The organism is Streptomyces sp. NPDC001599, from assembly GCF_042893535.1.
Taxonomy (GTDB): Bacteria; Actinomycetota; Actinomycetes; order Streptomycetales; family Streptomycetaceae; genus Streptomyces.
Map to the genome: position 1 here is coordinate 141,840 of NZ_JBIAVA010000001.1, position 16,549 is coordinate 158,388.

General features: G+C 72.2%; 12 protein-coding genes. 4 read left to right on the forward strand and 8 right to left on the reverse strand.

Going from position 1 to position 16,549, the window contains the following annotated elements; translation table 11 throughout:
• Positions 1-20: 20 nt before the first annotated feature.
• On the forward strand, positions 21-1,187 hold the full coding sequence (gene dusB / locus ACFYZ3_RS00750; RefSeq protein WP_388512912.1) for a tRNA dihydrouridine synthase DusB: 1,167 nt from the start codon (positions 21-23) through the stop codon (positions 1,185-1,187).
• A gap of 17 nt (positions 1,188-1,204) precedes the next feature.
• On the opposite strand, the gene ACFYZ3_RS00755 is transcribed toward dusB, so the two are convergent.
• Positions 1,205-2,986 carry a CDP-alcohol phosphatidyltransferase gene (locus ACFYZ3_RS00755; RefSeq protein ID WP_388512915.1) on the reverse strand — a complete coding sequence of 594 codons (1,782 nt, stop codon included), beginning with the start codon at positions 2,984-2,986 and terminating at the stop codon, positions 1,205-1,207.
• 482 nt (positions 2,987-3,468) lie between these two features.
• On the opposite strand from ACFYZ3_RS00755, the gene ppdK reads away from it, so the two are divergent.
• On the forward strand, positions 3,469-6,198 hold the full coding sequence (gene ppdK, locus ACFYZ3_RS00760) for a pyruvate, phosphate dikinase (protein WP_388512917.1): 2,730 nt from the start codon (positions 3,469-3,471) through the stop codon (positions 6,196-6,198).
• A gap of 225 nt (positions 6,199-6,423) precedes the next feature.
• Entirely contained in the window at positions 6,424-7,632 is a 1,209-nt protein-coding gene (locus ACFYZ3_RS00765) for an acyltransferase family protein (RefSeq protein WP_388512919.1), read from the forward strand.
• Positions 7,633-7,683: 51 nt separating this feature from the next.
• On the opposite strand, the gene ACFYZ3_RS00770 is transcribed toward ACFYZ3_RS00765, so the two are convergent.
• A complete protein-coding gene (locus ACFYZ3_RS00770; protein ID WP_388512921.1) occupies positions 7,684-8,136 on the reverse strand; it encodes an excalibur calcium-binding domain-containing protein in 453 nt (150 codons plus the stop codon).
• 183 nt (positions 8,137-8,319) lie between these two features.
• Between ACFYZ3_RS00770 and ACFYZ3_RS00775 the strand changes: the two genes are divergently transcribed.
• The gene (locus tag ACFYZ3_RS00775) at positions 8,320-9,252 is read left to right on the forward strand and encodes an oxidoreductase (RefSeq protein ID WP_388512924.1); all 933 of its coding nucleotides are present in this window, start codon (positions 8,320-8,322) and stop codon (positions 9,250-9,252) included.
• Positions 9,253-9,299: 47 nt separating this feature from the next.
• Here ACFYZ3_RS00775 and ACFYZ3_RS00780 read toward each other — a convergent pair whose 3' ends face one another.
• From ACFYZ3_RS00780 to ACFYZ3_RS00805, 6 genes are all read right to left on the reverse strand, one after another.
• Positions 9,300-10,067, reverse strand: a complete 768-nt coding sequence (locus ACFYZ3_RS00780; RefSeq protein ID WP_388512926.1) for an SDR family NAD(P)-dependent oxidoreductase — start codon at positions 10,065-10,067, stop codon at positions 9,300-9,302.
• 93 nt (positions 10,068-10,160) lie between these two features.
• On the reverse strand, positions 10,161-10,745 hold the full coding sequence (locus tag ACFYZ3_RS00785; RefSeq protein ID WP_388512928.1) for a TetR/AcrR family transcriptional regulator: 585 nt from the start codon (positions 10,743-10,745) through the stop codon (positions 10,161-10,163).
• Positions 10,746-10,793: 48 nt separating this feature from the next.
• The gene (gene nirD, locus ACFYZ3_RS00790) at positions 10,794-11,159 is read right to left on the reverse strand and encodes a nitrite reductase small subunit NirD (protein ID WP_361000740.1); all 366 of its coding nucleotides are present in this window, start codon (positions 11,157-11,159) and stop codon (positions 10,794-10,796) included.
• The gene (nirB, locus tag ACFYZ3_RS00795; RefSeq protein ID WP_388512930.1) at positions 11,156-13,768 is read right to left on the reverse strand and encodes a nitrite reductase large subunit NirB; all 2,613 of its coding nucleotides are present in this window, start codon (positions 13,766-13,768) and stop codon (positions 11,156-11,158) included. Before nirB ends, nirD begins: the two co-directional genes overlap by 4 nt.
• Positions 13,768-15,000 carry an NAD(P)/FAD-dependent oxidoreductase gene (locus ACFYZ3_RS00800; protein ID WP_388512932.1) on the reverse strand — a complete coding sequence of 411 codons (1,233 nt, stop codon included), beginning with the start codon at positions 14,998-15,000 and terminating at the stop codon, positions 13,768-13,770. The genes nirB and ACFYZ3_RS00800 overlap by 1 nt, the downstream gene beginning before the upstream one ends.
• A 138-nt stretch (positions 15,001-15,138) precedes the next feature.
• Positions 15,139-16,404: an MFS transporter gene (locus ACFYZ3_RS00805; protein ID WP_388512933.1), complete on the reverse strand. Its 1,266-nt coding sequence runs from the start codon at positions 16,402-16,404 to the stop codon at positions 15,139-15,141.
• Positions 16,405-16,549 lie beyond the last annotated feature (145 nt).

The window sequence follows — 16,549 nt, forward strand, 5'->3', positions numbered from 1 at the left end:
GTGTGCGTGACAATGGGGGAATGTCCACGCTCACCACGCCCGCCCCCGACACCACCGCCGCACCCCTGCGCATCGGCCCGCACACCGTCGCGCCGCCCGTGGTGCTGGCGCCGATGGCCGGGATCACCAACGCGCCGTTCCGCACGCTGTGCCGGGAGTTCAGCGGGGGCAAGGGCCTGTTCGTGAGCGAGATGATCACCACCCGGGCGCTGGTCGAGCGCAACGAGAAGACCATGCAGCTGATCCACTTCGACGCGACCGAGACCCCGCGCTCGATCCAGTTGTACGGCGTCGACCCGGTGACCGTCGGCAAGGCCGTCCGCATGATCGCGGAGGAGGACCTGGCCGACCACATCGACCTGAACTTCGGCTGCCCGGTGCCCAAGGTGACCCGCAAGGGCGGCGGCTCGGCCCTGCCGTACAAGCGGAACCTGCTGCGGGCCATCGTCCGCGAGGCCGTCACCGGCGCCGGTGACCTGCCCGTCACCATGAAGATGCGCAAGGGCATCGACGACGACCACCTCACCCACCTCGACGCGGGCCGCATCGCCGTCGAGGAGGGCGTCAGCGCCATCGCCCTGCACGGCCGCACCACCGCCCAGCACTACGGCGGCACCGCCGACTGGGACGCCATCGCCCGCCTCAAGGAGCACGTCCCGGAGATCCCCGTCCTCGGCAACGGCGACATCTGGTCCGCCGAGGACGCGCTGCGCATGGTGCGGGAGACCGGCTGCGACGGCGTGGTCGTCGGACGCGGCTGCCTGGGGCGGCCCTGGCTCTTCGCCGACCTGGTCGCCGCCTTCGAGGGCCGCACCGACGCCTTCGTACGGCCCACCCTGCGCGAGGTCGCCGACGTGATGGTGCGGCACGCCACCCTCCTTGGGGAGTGGATCGGGGACGAGGCGCGCGGTGTCATCGACTTCCGCAAGCACGTCGCCTGGTACCTCAAGGGCTTCGCCGTCGGCTCCGAGATGCGCAAGCGGCTCGCGATCACCTCCTCCCTGGAGGCGCTGCGCGCCGGACTCGACGAACTCGACCTCGACCAGCCCTGGCCCGTCGGCGCCGACGGCCCCCGCGGCCGCACCTCCGGCAACAACCGGGTGGTCCTGCCGGACGGCTGGCTCAAGGACCCGTACGACTGCGCGGGCGTCGGCGCGGACGCCGAGCTGGACACCTCCGGCGGCTGACCGGTCCCCGGCCCCGGTCAGCCCTTCGTGGGGTGCGGGATCGAGCCGTACGCCGTCAGGAAGCGGTCGCGGAAGGAACTCATCTTCCACACCGGGGCGTCGTGGGCCGGTTTCAGCCCCTCCGTCCAGTTCCAGCCGTCGATCGCGTCGAGCACCTTCGGGTCCTTGGCGACGATCGACACCGGGACGTCCCGGCTCGCGTGGTTCCCGCTGACGCGCGCGAGCGGCTGGTGGTCGCCGAGGAAGACGAGGACGGTGTCGTCGGTGCCGTAGCGCTCCAGCCACTGGGTGAGGCTGGTGACCGAGTACTGGATCGACTTGCCGTACTCCTCCTTCGAGCGGGCGGAGTCGGTGATGATGTCGGGCGCCTTCACGCCCGCCGCCTCGATACCGTCGTACACCGACCCGTCGCCGACCTCGTCCCAGCCGACCATCCTCGGGATCGGCGCCCAGGGCTGGTGGCTGGAGGTGAGGATGACCTCCGCCAGCAGCGGCCGGTCGCGCTTCCTGCCGTGCTCCAGGCGCTGGAACGCCTCCAGCGCGTACTGGTCGGGCATCGTCGACCAGCTGAACTTCGGCCCCCGGTAGCCCATGTCGAACGCGTCGTAGACCTTGTCGAGCCCGTGCCAGTCCGCCTCCGGCCAGGCCTTCTGCACCCCCGGCATGATCCCGACCGTGTCCCAGTCGCCGGTCTTCCGGAAGGCCTTGGTCAGGGTGAGGTGGTCGCCGGCGGTGACGGTGCGGTAGCGCTGCTGGTTGTCCACCCACAGGCCGGACAGGAAGGTGGAGTGGCCGAGCCAGCTGCTGCCGCCGTACGTCGCCGAGGTCAGCCAGCCGCTGCGGGCGTGGAAGCCCGCCTCCGCCAGCGCCTCGGTGCTCGTGTCCAGGGTCCGGTCGACACCCGGTGCCATCACCGGGTCCTCGATCGCGCTGCGGCCGTAGCTCTCGATGAACGTGAAGACCATGTCCTTGCCGCGCAGGTCCGGCACCAGCTCGGCGCCGGGTGTGGCGCCGAAGCGGTCCGCCTTCGCCTCCTTCGCGAAGGCCGCCTCGTCCCGCAGCGTGTCCACGACCCGGTGCGCCTGCGCCTCCATCGCCCGGGAGGCACTGGTGGTGGCCACCGGCACGCCGAAGGTCTGAAGGCCCAGCGAGGCGCAGGTCATCCACACGGTGGCCGCCATCAGCGCGCCCCGGGCCGCCCGCTCCCGGTGCCCGGCGAGCAGCTCGCCGAGCCGGACCGCCGCCAGCGCCATGAGCACCAGCAGCGAGACGGCCAGCACGACGGCGCCCACCGCGGCCCAGGCCGCCGTCGCCCCGCCCATCGAGTCCGCCACGAACGACTGGGCGTCGTCGAGCAGGCCCCAGTCCAGGACGAGGTTGAAGTTACGGCCCAGGTACTCGGTGAAGCCCATGTCGAGCAGGTTCAGCACGGTCAGCGCGCCCAGGGCGGTCCCGAACAGCGCGGCCGCCACCAGCCGCGGCACCCGGGGCAGGCAGAGCAGCAGCACTGCCGCGACGACCGCCTCCGCCGGGATCCGTGCGAAGCGGTTGGGCTCCACGGCGACGAGGGTGTTGGGCAGCAGCAGCGCCCCGAGCACCAGAATGGCCGAAAGAGCCGTCGTGACCCGGCGGACGACGACTGCGGCGCGCGGGTGCCGGGTACGCCACGCGCGCCAGTGGGCGAGGCGGACCCCGAGGGCCGTGAGGGCCGTGAGGGCCTTCAGCGGGGAGGGACCGGGGGTGTCGGGGTCGTCGTCGGCTGTCTGCGGCGGCCGGCGGAAAGGCGTGATGACGGGCACCCGAAGGTCCTTCCGTGCGAATCCCGGTGGACGGCGGGCCCCGGCGAGGGGGCCGGGACCCGCCGCACTCCCGTACGTCCCGCACCACCGGTCCGTTCACGGGTCCGCATGGTGAAATCCGGCGGCGTGTGGGAGCGTGATTCTCGCCACCTCTGATAGGGATGGTGCTCAGATGAGCGGATCACGGGCGACTCCACTTCTCCAAGGTGTGGCACTGAGTGCCATGCGTTGATCGTTCATCGAGCGAACTCAAACGTAGATAATGACGCTCATGTGAGCAGAGAGTTCGGCGTACGAGAGTTCATGCGTTCAAGAAGTGAAAACACAAGCGGTCGGTCGCTTGCCAAGCCTTGACTTTCGATCCGCTGGCGGACGGGTGGTTACAGGCGCATGACGCACACGTGGACGTACCCACAGGCCTTTGATCTGGGTACATTCCTCGCCGTCAGGGCAGCCACCGCGTCCTCGAGGAGTCGAGACCCGTGTCGGAAAACAAAGATCCCCAGGTAGCGAACGCAGCGAAGTTCGTTTACGACTTCACCGAGGGCAACAAGGACCTCAAGGACCTCCTCGGCGGCAAGGGCGCCAACCTCGCCGAGATGACCAACCTGGGTCTCCCGGTCCCTCCCGGCTTCACGATCACCACCGAGGCCTGCAAGACCTACCTCGACAGCGGCGAGGAGCCCGCGGCACTGCGTGACGAGGTGAGTGCGCACCTCGACGCCCTCGAAGCGAAGATGGGCAAGAAGCTCGGCCAGGCCGACGACCCCCTCCTCGTGTCGGTCCGCTCCGGGGCCAAGTTCTCCATGCCCGGCATGATGGACACCGTCCTCAACATCGGCCTCTCCGACAAGTCCGTGCAGGGCCTGGCCAAGCAGGCCGGTGACGACCGCTTCGCGTGGGACTCCTACCGCCGCCTGATCCAGATGTTCGGCAAGACCGTCCTCGGCGTCGACGGCGACCTCTTCGAGGAGGCGCTGGAGGCGGCGAAGACGGCCAAGAGGGTCGCGGTCGACACCGAGCTGGAGGCCGCCGACCTCAAGAAGCTCGTCACCAAGTTCAAGAAGATCGTCAAGACCGAGGCCGGCCGGGACTTCCCGCAGGACCCGCGCGAGCAGATGGACCTCGCCATCAAGGCGGTCTTCGAGTCCTGGAACGGCGAGCGCGCCAAGCTCTACCGCCGCCAGGAGCGCATCCCGCACGACCTGGGCACCGCCGTCAACGTCTGCTCCATGGTCTTCGGCAACCTCGGTCCCGACTCCGGCACGGGTGTCGCGTTCACGAGGGACCCCGCGAGCGGCCACCAGGGCGTCTACGGCGACTACCTCCAGAACGCCCAGGGCGAGGACGTCGTCGCGGGCATCCGCAACACCGTCGCGCTGGCGGAGCTGGAGCAGATCGACAAGAAGTCGTACGACCAGCTGATGCAGATCATGGAAACGCTGGAGAACCACTACCTGGACCTGTGCGACATCGAGTTCACCATCGAGCGCGGCCAGCTGTGGATGCTCCAGACCCGCGTCGGCAAGCGCACCGCGGGCGCCGCCTTCCGCATCGCCACCCAGCTCGTCGACCAGGGCCTGATCGACGAGGCCGAGGCCCTCCAGCGGGTCAACGGCGCCCAGCTCGCCCAGCTGATGTTCCCCCGCTTCGACGACGAGGCGAAGGTCGAGAAGGTCGGCCGGGGCATCGCCGCCTCGCCGGGCGCGGCGGTCGGCAAGGCCGTCTTCGACTCGTACACCGCCGTCAAGTGGTCCCGCTCCGGCGAGAAGGTCATCCTGGTCCGCCGCGAGACCAACCCCGACGACCTGGACGGCATGATCGCCGCCGAGGGCATCCTGACCTCGCGCGGCGGCAAGACCTCCCACGCGGCCGTGGTCGCGCGCGGCATGGGCAAGACCTGCGTCTGCGGCGCCGAGGAGCTGGAGGTCGACACCAAGCGCCGCCGGATGACCGTGCCGGGCGGGCACGTCGTCGAGGAGGGCGACGTGATCTCCATCGACGGCTCCTCCGGCAAGGTCTACCTGGGCGAGGTGCCGGTCGTGCCGTCGCCGGTCGTCGAGTACTTCGAGGGCCGGATGCACGCGGGTGCCGAGGACGCCGACGAGCTGGTCGAGGCCGTGCACCGGATCATGGCCTTCGCCGACCGCAAGCGCCGGCTTCGGGTGCGGGCCAACGCCGACAACGCCGAGGACGCGCTGCGCGCCCGCCGGTTCGGCGCCCAGGGCATCGGCCTGTGCCGCACCGAGCACATGTTCCTCGGCGACCGCCGCGAGCTGGTGGAGCGGCTGATCCTCGCCGACACCGAGGCGGTGCGCGAGGAGTCCCTCAAGGAGCTGCTGCCGCTCCAGAAGCAGGACTTCGTCCAGCTCTTCGAGTCGATGGACGGCCTCCCGGTCACCGTCCGCCTCCTGGACCCGCCGCTGCACGAGTTCCTGCCCGACATCACCGAGCTGTCGGTGCGCGTGGCGCTAGCCGAGTCCCGGCAGGAGCCGCACGAGAACGAGCTGCGCCTGCTCCAGGCCGTGCACCGGCTGCACGAGCAGAACCCGATGCTGGGCCTGCGCGGTGTCCGTCTCGGTCTGGTCATCCCCGGCCTGTTCACCATGCAGGTCCGCGCCATCGCCGAGGCCGCGGCCGAGCGCAAGGCGGCCAAGGGCGACCCGCGCGCCGAGATCATGATCCCGCTGGTCGGCACGGTCCAGGAGCTGGAGATCGTCCGCGAGGAGGCCGACCAGGTCATCGCCGAGGTCGAGGCCGCCACCGGCGCGAAGCTCAAGCTGTCGATCGGCACCATGATCGAGCTGCCGCGCGCCGCGCTGACCGCCGGGCAGATCGCCGAGGCCGCGGAGTTCTTCTCCTTCGGCACCAACGACCTGACCCAGACCGTGTGGGGCTTCAGCCGCGACGACGTCGAGGCCAGCTTCTTCACGGCCTACCTGGAGAAGGGCATCTTCGGCGTCTCCCCGTTCGAGACCATCGACAAGGACGGCGTCGGCTCCCTGGTCGCCGCCGCCGCGAAGGCCGGCCGCGCCACGCGTCCCGACCTGAAGCTCGGCGTCTGCGGCGAGCACGGCGGCGACCCGGAGTCCGTCCACTTCTTCCACGAGGTGGGTCTGGACTACGTCTCCTGCTCCCCGTTCCGGATCCCGGTGGCCCGTCTGGAGGCCGGCCGGGCGGCGTCGCGGTCGAAGGGCAGCGACCACCGGTAGTCCCGAAGGGGGCATCGAGCCCCGGAGCCGCCGTCTGTCACCCGACCACCCTCACCGATCGGCGGCGGCTCCGGACCACGAGAAAAGGCGGCACCCGTGCGGGGGTGCCGCCTTTTGTGACACGTGCAACGGTGTGAATTCCTCTCTGCTGAGCAGCAGCAAGCTGTCAGCAGACTCGGAGGGCCCTGGCAGCGGACAGCGGCCGACACCCGGAACGGTGGTTGGATGACCCAGACGGATCACAGGGAACCGGCCGGTACGGCCCACCGGGACGGGATGGGGGACAGAGCGGCGGGGAAGGTGCCCAGCCCCCGGACCGGCGCGGCGGAGAGAGTCCCCGAGGCCGGGCCCCCCGTGGCCCGCAACCGGCTCGCCGCCCTGGACGGACTGCGGTTCCTGGCGGCCCTGTCCGTGGTCTTCTTCCACTTCGTCGGTCAGGTGCCCTCCACGATGCAGACCATGTGGGGCCGCCCCGTCGACAGCGTCTTCCCCGAGGCCCAGAGCTACTTCGCCTACGGCCGGCTCGGCGTCGAACTCTTCTTCCTGATCAGCGGGTTCGTCATCTGCATGAGCGCGTGGGGCCGCACCCCGCGCGACTTCTTCATCTCCCGCGTCACCCGGCTGTACCCCATGTACTGGGTGGCCATCGCGATCACGGCCTGCGTGATCTACTTCGCCGGTGACCCGTTCGGGCAGCCGCACCCGCGCGTGATCTTCGCCAACCTGACGATGCTCCAGACGCCGCTGGGCGTGGAGAACCTGGATTCCGTCTACTGGACGCTCTGGCCCGAGCTGTGCTTCTACCTCACCTTCGCGGTCGTGGTGTGGAAGGGCCTGACGTACCAGCGCGTGGTGATCTACTGCGGCCTGTGGACCGTCGCCGCCGTGCTGGCCCCCGGCGCCGACATCCACCTGCTCACCCTGCTGGTGAACCCGCCGTCCGCGCCCTACTTCATCGCGGGCATGGCCTTCTACCTGATGTACCGCTACCGCCCCACCCCGCTGCTGTGGGGCATCGTCGCCATGTCGTGGCTGCTGGCGCTGCACTACCTGCTGACGCCCGGCGGTGGCCGTCTGGACTGGGACGTGTGGCAGCCCGGGCGCGGCTGGCTGGTCCTCGTCATCACGGTGTTCTTCCTGCTGGTCGCCGCCGTCGCGCTGGGCTGGACCAGCCGCATCCGCTGGCGCGGACTGACCGTCGCGGGCACCCTGACCTTCCCGCTGTACCTGCTGCACGACGCCATCGGCGTCAACGTCATGCACCACTTCGGCGACCTGGCCCACCCGTGGGTCGTGGTCTGCGTCACCGTCGCCGCCCTGGTCGCGCTGTCCTACGTGGTGCAGCGGTTCGTCGAGCGCCCGGTGGCCCGGGCCGCACGGCGCTGGCTGAGCAGCGCCGCCTTCAGCCTCAAGGCGCCGGAACCCCGCCGCTGAACGGACGGGGCTCCAGGGGCGCACGACACGGGGCCGGGGGCACGGGGCGGTTCAGGCCGCGCCGTCGCTCCGGCGGCGGCGCGCGGCCAGCAGCAGTCCGCCGCCCGCGAGCACGACGACCGCGCCGCCCGCCGCCAGGTACGGGGTGCTGTCGTCGCCGCCGGTCTCGGCCAGGTCGGTGCCCTGCTGCCCGGCGGCCTCGCCGCCGCTCTCCCCGCTCCCGGCGCCCGCCGCGTCGTCCGTGTCCTTGGCGCCGGTGTCCTTGTCGTCGGCGGGCACGAAGCCGGCCGGCGGCTTGTCGCAGCCGACGCCGTCCTTGTCGCGGTCCAGGTGCTCGCCGTAGTGCTCGTCGCCCTTCGGGATGTTGCGGTACCCGGCGTCGTACGCCTCGGAGCAGTTCTTGAACGGGTGGGCGCCGTCGTGCGCCTGGGCGGCGGCGGCCGGCAGGGCGGCCAGGGCCAGGGCGGCGACGGTGACGGCGGCGGGCTTGCGGAGCAGCTTCATCGAGAGTCCCGGGAATGGTGTGGAAGAGCGGGTATGAGGTGACGAAGCTATTGAGGTGACCAGAATGTGGTGGGGATATGAAGGACTCGTGATGAGAACGTGACGTGACCGGACGGTAGCTCTCCGCTCAGGGCCGCCGGGCGCGTACGGTGAGACGGGTCAGGACCGGGGAAGGAGCCGCGGATGACCGGCTGGAGCACGGGTGACATCCCCGGCCTGGACGGGCGCGTCGCCGTCGTCACCGGGGCCAACGGCGGTCTCGGCTACGTGATCGCCCGGGAGCTGGCGCGCAAGGGCGCGTCCGTCGTGCTCGCCTGCCGCAGCGCGGAGCGGGGGAGCGCGGCCGTGGAGCGCCTCCTGGGCGAGGTGCCCTCCGCCGTCGTGGAACCGGCGCGGCTGGACCTCGGGGACCTGGCCTCGGTCCGGGAGTTCGCCTACGGACTGCCGTACGAGCGGGTCGATCTCCTCGTCAACAACGCCGGGGTGATGGCGCTGCCGCACGGCACGACGGCGGACGGCTTCGAGACCCAGTTCGGCGTCAACCACCTGGGGCACTTCGCGCTCACCGGGCTGCTGCTGCCCTCCCTGCTGGCCGCGCCCGGCGCCCGGATCGTGACCGTCTCCAGCTTCCTGCACGCGCTGGCCAGGGTCGACCCGCGCGACCTCAACAGCGTGCGGCGGTACGGGCGCTGGACCGCGTACGCCCGCTCCAAGTCGGCCAACCTGCTCTTCACCCACGAGCTCGCGCGCAGGCTGGCGGCACGGGAGGGCGCCTCGGACGTCCGCGCGGTCGCCGCCCACCCCGGGTACGCGGAGACCGGGCTCCACGCCGCCGGGCCCCGGGCCGAGGGGCGCCGGCTCGCCGAGCGGCTGGCGCGGCTCGGGAGCCGGGTCGTCGCCCAGTCCGCCGAGGACGGCGCGCTGCCCGTCCTGTACGCGGCGACGGCGCCCGGCGTCCCCTCCGACTCCTTCACCGGCCCGTCCTTCGCGATGTGGCGCGGGACGCCCGCACCGTCCTGGCGGGCGTCCTGGACCACCGACGACGCGATGGGGGAGCGGCTGTGGGCGGCCTCCGAGCGGCTGACGGGCGTCATCTACGAGGCGCTGCTGCCCTGAGGGTCCGGCCCGGGCGGCCTGAGGGGCGCCGGGGCGGCCCCGGGCGCTCAGGCCGTCTGGCCGCCGTCCACCACGAGGTCGGTCCCCACCACCGACGCCGCGTCGTCGGAGGCCAGGTACAGCACGGCCGCCGCGACCTCCGCCACCGCCGACACCCGGCCGAGCGGAGTCTCCTCGCGCATCCGCTCGGCCCGCCCCGCCTCCGTCTCGCTCGGCCGCAGGGACATCGAGGTCGCCGTGGCGCCGGGGCTGACGGCGTTGATGCGGACGCCGTCCCCGACGTGGTCCAGGGCGGCACCCCGGGTGAGGGCCGAGACGGCCGCCTTGGTCGCCGCGTAGGCCGTGGCGCCCGGGCTGCGCTTGTGCGCCCCGAAGGTGGAGGCGATGTTCACGATCGTGCCGCCGCCCGGCTGGGTGCGCATGTGCCCGACCTCGGCGCGCAGGGCGAGGAACACGCCGGTTACGTTGATGTCGAGCTGCGTGTGCCAGTCCTCCTCCGGCAGGTCGGCGACGGGCACTCCGCCGCGGAAGACGCCCGCGTTGTTCACGGCCACGTCGAGGGAGCCGAAGTGGTCCACCGCGGCGGCCACCAGGGCGTGCACGTCGGCGGGCCGGGTGACGTCGGCGGTGACGGCCAGTGCCTTGCCGCCCGCCTGCTCGATCAGGGCCGCCGTCTCGTCGAGCGGTCCCCGGGCGCGCCCTGCGACGACGACGTGCGCGCCCTCGGCGGCCAGGGCGAGGGCGACGGCCCGTCCGATGCCGGAGCCCGCGCCGGTGACGAGGGCGGTCTTGCCGGTGAAGCGCTGGGTGGTCATGAATCTCCCCTTTTTCCTGACCGAATTTCTTGACTGATCGGTTCAATATGTGGCCGTGAAAACACCCCTCCGGAGAGGGGTGCGTCCGTTTCCTCAGTCGAGCAGCGCGAGGGCCGCTTCCGCGGCGTCCCGCATCCTGGCCGGGTCCGGTGACGCCTTGCCGACCACCCGCATGCCCTGGAGCAGGACCAGCAGCATCCTGGCGAGGGCCAGCGGATCGCGCCCGGCCGGCAGCTCGCCCTCGGCGCGGGCCCGGGCCAGCGCCGTGTGCAGCACGGTCTCCAGCTGGTCCCAGTTGCGCTCGACCCGCCGGGCGGCGACCGGGTCGTGCGGGGCCAGCTCGGCGGCGGTGTTGGTCACGAAACAGCCGTGCAGGCGCGATTCGTCGGCGCTCGCCTCGGCGGCGTAGCGCCGCACCAGGGCGCGCACGCCCGGCAGGGCCGGGCCCGGCCGGGACAGGTCCGCCAGCAGGTCCGGGAGCAGCCCCTGCTCGTAGTGCGCCAGCGCCTTCAGGTACAGCTCGCGCTTGTTGCCGAAGGTCGCGTAGATGCTGGCGCGCCCGACGCCGAGGTGCTCGACGAGGTCGGCCATCGACGTCGCCTCGTAGCCGCGCCGCCAGAACAGCTCCAGGGCTGCCCGCAGCGCGGCGTCCGGATCGAATTCCTTGGTCCTGGCCACGATCCGTAGCCTAGGCTTTTACGGAACGATCGGTCAAGAAAAGGTGAGTCAGGCGGCCTTCACCTCGTACGTCTCCACCCGCATCGCCTCGTCGTCCAGGCACTCCCCGGTCGTGAGGTCGAAGCGCTGCTTGAGCAGCGGGGAGGCGACGAACGGGCGGCCCTGGTGGGTGCCGGTCAGGCCGCGGGAGAGGACCGCCGCGCCGGTGAACGGGTCCCGGTTGTCGATGGCGTACAGCCCGCCGTCCCGGTCCCGGAACAGCGCCACCTGGCCGCCGTCCGGCAGCAGGGCCGCCACGCCCCGGCCCGGGAGCAGGGCGCCGAGGTCGCAGGCCGTGAACCAGTCGTCCGTCAGCCGCAGCCGGACCTTGAGGCCGGTCGTGTCGGGGGCGAGGGTCTCGGGTGCCAGGGTCATCGCCGGGTGCTTCCTTCCAGGAGGTCGTCCGCGGAGGTGGGCCGCCGGCCGATGTCCAGCAGCGGCAGGTCGGGCTTCATCTGGTCGCGCTCGGGCACGAAGCCCACGACCGGGTCGGGGGTGTCGGGGGCGTTCACGAAGGACACGAACCGGGCCAGCTTCTCCGGGTCGTTGACCGTCTCGGCCCACTCGTCGCGGTAGTGCGCGACATGGGCCGACATCAGGGACTCCAGCTCGTCGCAGATGCCGAGCGAGTCGTGCACGACGACGTCCCGTACGTGGTCCAGGCCGCCGGGGATGCGCTCCAGCCAGGTGGAGGTGCGCTCCAGCTTGTCGGCGGTGCGGATGTAGAACATCAGGAACCGGTCGATCAGACGGACCAGTTCGGCGTCCGAGAGGTCCTGCGCGAGGAGGTCCGCGTGGCGCGGGGTGGCCCCGCCGTTGCCGCCGACGTACAGGTTCCAGCCGTTGGAGGTGGCGATCACGCCGAAGTCCTTCGACTGGGCCTCGGCGCACTCGCGCGCGCACCCGGAGACCGCCGACTTGAGTTTGTGCGGGGAGCGCAGGCCCCGGTAGCGCAGCTCCAGGTCGATCGCCATCCGCACCGAGTCCTGGACGCCGTAGCGGCACCAGGTCTGCCCCACGCAGGACTTCACCGTGCGCAGCGACTTGCCGTACGCGTGCCCCGACTCGAATCCGGCGTCCACCAGCCGGGCCCAGATCAGCGGCAGCTGCTCGACGCGGGCGCCGAACATGTCGATGCGCTGGCCGCCGGTGATCTTCGTGTAGAGCCCGAAGTCCCGGGCGATCTCGCCGATGACGATCAGCTTCTCCGGCGCGATCTCGCCGCCCGGGATGCGCGGGACGACGGAGTAGGAGCCGTTGCGCTGGAGGTTGGCCAGGAAGTGGTCGTTGGTGTCCTGGAGCGCGGCCTGCTCGCCCTCCAGGACGTAGCCGCTCGCGCCGATCGCCGGGGCCAGCGAGGCGATGATCGAGCCCACGGCCGGCTTGCACACCTCGCAGCCCTCACCGCCCCGCGCGCCCTCGCGGCCGTGCCGGTCGAGCAGTTCCCGGTAGGAGGTGATCCGCAGGGCGCCGACGATCTCGTACAGCTCCTCGCGGGTCTGCGCGAAGCAGCCGCACAGGCCCTTGTCGACCTCGACGCCGCTCGCCTCCAGCTCGGCGGTGACCAGCTGGCCGAGCACCTTGACGCAGGAGCCGCAGCCGGTACCGGCCCTGGTGCACTTCTTCACCTCGGGCACGGTCGTGCAGGAGTGCTCCGTCACGGCGCCCCGGATGGTGCCCTTGGTGACGTTGTGGCAGGAGCAGATCACCGCGTCGTCGGGCAGTGCGGCCGGGCCCAGCTGGGCCGGGGCACCGGCACCGGCGGGCAGTACGAGCGACTCGGGGGAGACGGGCGGGACCGAGCCGGTGAAGGCGCGCAGGGTCCCGTACGCCTCCGCGTCGCCGACCAGGATGCCGCCCAGCAGCGTGCCGTCGCGGCCGACGACCAGCTTCTTGTACAGGCCCGCGCGGGAGTCGGAGTAGACGACGTCCAGGCAGTCCTCGGCGGTGCCGTGCGCGTCGCCGAAGGAGGCCACGTCCACGCCGAGTAGCTTGAGCTTGGTGGACAGGTCGGCGCCGGTGAAGGAGGCGTCCTCGGCGGCGATGGTCGCTGCGGCCGTCTCGGCCTGCTCGTACCCGGGGGCGACCAGCCCGTACACCCGCCCGTCGGCGGCCAGCGCGCACTCGCCGATCGCGAACACGCGCTCGTCGGTGACCGTGCGGCACCGCTCGTCGACGCTGATGCCGCCGCGCTCGCCGACCGCGAGACCGCAGTCCCGGGCGAGCTGGTCGCGGGGGCGGACACCGGCGCTGAACACCACCAGATCGGTGGCGAGTTCGGACCCGTCGGACAGCTTCATGCCGGTGACGGCGCCGCCCTCGCCGGTCACGATCTCCTGGGTGCCGACGCCCGTGTGGACGGACAGGCCCATCTCCTCGATGGTGCGCAGCAGCGCCGCGCCGCCGCCCTCGTCGACCTGCACCGGCATCAGGCGCGGCGCGAACTCCACGATGTGCGAGGTGAGTCCGAGCCCCTGTAGCGCGCCGGCGGCCTCCAGGCCGAGCAGGCCGCCGCCGACCACGGCACCGGTCGTCGCGTTCTTCGCGTACGCCTCGATGGCGAGGAGGTCCTCGATCGTGCGGTAGACGAAGCAGCCCTCGGCGTCCTTGCCGGGCACCGGCGGGACGAACGGGTAGGAGCCGGTGGCCAGGACGAGGACGTCGTACCGGACGACCAGCCCGGAGCGGGCGGTCACCTCGCGCGCCTCCCGGTCGATCGTCTCCGCCGGGTCCCCGACGTGCAGCTCGATGCCGTGCTCGTCGAGGAAGGCGAGGTCGGTCATCGACAGGTCCTCGGGGGTCTTCCCCGAGAAGTACGAGGTGAGCTGGACCCGGTCGTAGGCGGGGCGCGGCTCCTCGCACAGGACGACCACGCGGTGCGTGCCGGTCAGGCCGCGCTCGGCGAGGGCCTCCAGGAAGCGCTGGCCGACCATGCCGTGGCCGACCAGCACGATCGTCGGGGGGTTCCCCGGGGTGGCGGTCATCAGGAGCCTCCGTCTTGGGTGAGCAGGTGGAGCAGGGGGCCGCCGTCGGAGGGGAGCGGCTCTGCTCCCTCCCAGGCGCGCGCCAGCGCGCCGACGGTGCCGAGTTCGCCGACCAGGACCCCGCCCACCAGCCGGTCGTCGCGGACGACGACCTTGCGGTAGGTGCCCCGGGTGGCGTCGGCGAGCTGCACGACGTCGTCGCCGGGGCGGGGGTCGGTCTCGCCGAACGCGGCCAGGTCGAGGGGGTCGAAGGGGCTGTCCGCCCCGGTGAGGGTGAGCCGGGTCAGTGCGCGGGTGCCGGTGTAGTGGCGGGCGGCGGTCCCGCCCTCCGCGAGCAGTCCGGCCAGCACCCCGGCCTGTTCGAGGGCGGGCGCGGCCAGGCCGTACACGCGGTCCGCGTGCTGGGCGCAGTCGCCGATCGCGCGGATGTGCGGGTCGGAGGTGCGCAGCTCGTCGTCGACGAGGACACCCTTGCCGACCGCCAGCCCCGCCTCCCGCGCCAGCCCGACCCGCGGCCGGACCCCGCACGCGAGCACCACCAGGTCGGCGCCGAGGGCGTACCCGTCGCCCATCTCCACCGACCGCACCGCCCCGCCGACGCTGCGCACGTCCCGTACCCGGCACTCGGTGTGCACCTCCACGCCGAGCCCCTCCAGGTGCCGCCGCACCAGCGCGGAGGCCGCCGGGTCGAGCTGCCGCTCCATCAGCCGCTCGGACTGCTGGGCGAGGACGACCTGGGCGCCGCGCACGGCCAGCGCGCGGGCGGCGGACACCCCGAGCAGCCCGCCGCCGATCACGACGGCCCGCACCCCGGGCCGTACCGCCTTCGACAACCCGAGGCAGTCGTCCATCGTCCGGAAGGCGTGCACGCCCTCGGGCAGCTCGTGGTCCGGGGTGAACAGGCCGCGCAGGGGCGGCAGCACGGCGTTCGAGCCGGTGGCCAGGACCAGCGTGTCGTAGGCGATCACGGACCCGTCGGCGCAGCGCACGGTCCGCCCGGCCCGGTCGATGCCGGTGACCCGGCCGCGCAGCAGCCCGGCGGGCGCCGGCAGGGCGATCACCTCGGGGCCGTACCGTCCGGCCAGCACCTCGGCGAGCAGCACCCGGTTGTACGGGCGGTGCTCCTCGTCGCCGACCGTCAGCGCGGGCGTGCCCAGCTCACCGAGCCGCCGGGCGAGCGTCACGCCCGCGAGTCCGGCGCCGATCACCACCACACGCGTTTTCGAGGTCATGGCACCGAGCGTGCGGTGCGGGTGTTACCCGGCCGCATCCCCTCTGTTTCCCACGGGGAACGCTGCCCTCAGCGGGGCCGGCCGGCCCGTGTGAGGGGCTCCGGCGCCAGTCGTCGCCGACGCGCGCCGGTCACGCGGTCACCCGTCGGTGCGCTGCCCAGGACGCTCCACGGCGAGTTCGGCGGAAAGGGCGGTGTCGGCGGGGACGGCGGTGTCGGACGCGCGCTGCCGGGATCCGCGGGTACCGGCGGCAGGGGCCGCGAAAACGGCCGTGGCGACGAACGCCAGGACCACGACCATCGCCGGACGCAGTCCGTAGTGATCGCCCAGGAAGCCGAGGGTGGGCGGTCCCACCAGGAACGCGATGTAGCCGATCGTCGCCACGAGGCCGACCCGGGCGGTCTCGTCGGGCCCCGAGTCGCCCGCCGCCGACAGGGCCACCGGAAAGCCCAGGGACGCGCCCAGTCCCCAGAACAGGACGGCCGCCGCGGCCACGACGGCGTTGTCGGAGAAGATGACCAGGCACAGACCGACGGCCCCGGAGACCGCGCTGGCCCGCACGACGGTCGCCCGGCTGTGACGGTTGAGGAAGAACGCGCCGCCGAAGCGGCCCAGGGTCATCGCGGCGGCGAACCCCACGAAGACGAGCGAGCCGACGGCGGCGTCGAGACCGTGACCGTCGACCATGAGCAGCGGCAGCCAGTCGTTGGCGGCGCCCTCGGCGAGCGCCATGGCCAGGACGATGACCCCGATCATCAAAAGCCGCCGGTCCTTCCAGACCTGCGGGCCCGCCGGCCGCGCGGAGTCCGAGGCGGGCGCCGCGGCACGGACACCGGTCCCGGCCGGGACGGCACCGATGGCGTAACCGAAGATCGCGGCCGTCACCGCGGCCACCGCCAGGAGGTGCCAGTGGGCGGGGAACGCCGCGGCGGTGGCCGCCATGCCTGCCAGGCCGCCGATGACGGTGCCCAGGCTGAAGCACCCGTGCAGGGTCGGCAGCACCGGCCTGCCGGTGATCCGCTCCACGTCGGCACCGTCCACGTTGATCGCCACCTCGCCCGACCCGACGCCCACGCCGAACAGGCACAGTCCCGCGGTGACCAGGGGCGCGGAGGCGAGGGCGCTGCCCGCGCCCACGACGACGACGCTCGCGACGACGCACAGGGTGCCGAACGCCGTCACGGGTCTGGTCCCGAACCGCGACACGAAACGGCCGGAACAGAGGATGCCGGCCATCGAACCGACGGACAGACCGAACAGCACCAGCCCCATCTGCCCCGTGGACACGCCCAGACGGTCACGGACGTCCGGGGTGCGCGTGATCCATGAGGACATGGCGATGCCGTTGAGGAAGAAGAAGAGGTACAGCGCCCGGCGGCGTCGGCCCACGGCACGGTCTGTCAAGGAAGGGCTCCGCCGGTGTTGGAGACAATGCGTCACGGGCGGGCGACGATCCCGCACCGCCCACCGAGTATGCACAAATGTACACACCGGATCGGCGACCGAGAAGACCGAGCAGACCGAGCAGACCGAGCAGACAAGGCGGACA

What these genes read in the sequence shown, in the direction of transcription:
- dusB (WP_388512912.1), top strand. Translation starts at nt 21, where the DNA reads ATGTCCACGCTCACCACGCCCGCCCCCGACACCACCGCCGCACCCCTG.
- ACFYZ3_RS00765 (WP_388512919.1), top strand. Translation starts at nt 6,424, where the DNA reads ATGACCCAGACGGATCACAGGGAACCGGCCGGTACGGCCCACCGGGAC.
- ACFYZ3_RS00770 (WP_388512921.1), bottom strand. Translation starts at nt 8,136, where the DNA reads ATGAAGCTGCTCCGCAAGCCCGCCGCCGTCACCGTCGCCGCCCTGGCC.
- ACFYZ3_RS00775 (WP_388512924.1), top strand. Translation starts at nt 8,320, where the DNA reads ATGACCGGCTGGAGCACGGGTGACATCCCCGGCCTGGACGGGCGCGTC.
- ACFYZ3_RS00780 (WP_388512926.1), bottom strand. Translation starts at nt 10,067, where the DNA reads ATGACCACCCAGCGCTTCACCGGCAAGACCGCCCTCGTCACCGGCGCG.
- nirD (WP_361000740.1), bottom strand. Translation starts at nt 11,159, where the DNA reads ATGACCCTGGCACCCGAGACCCTCGCCCCCGACACGACCGGCCTCAAG.
- nirB (WP_388512930.1), bottom strand. Translation starts at nt 13,768, where the DNA reads ATGACCGCCACCCCGGGGAACCCCCCGACGATCGTGCTGGTCGGCCAC.
- ACFYZ3_RS00800 (WP_388512932.1), bottom strand. Translation starts at nt 15,000, where the DNA reads ATGACCTCGAAAACGCGTGTGGTGGTGATCGGCGCCGGACTCGCGGGC.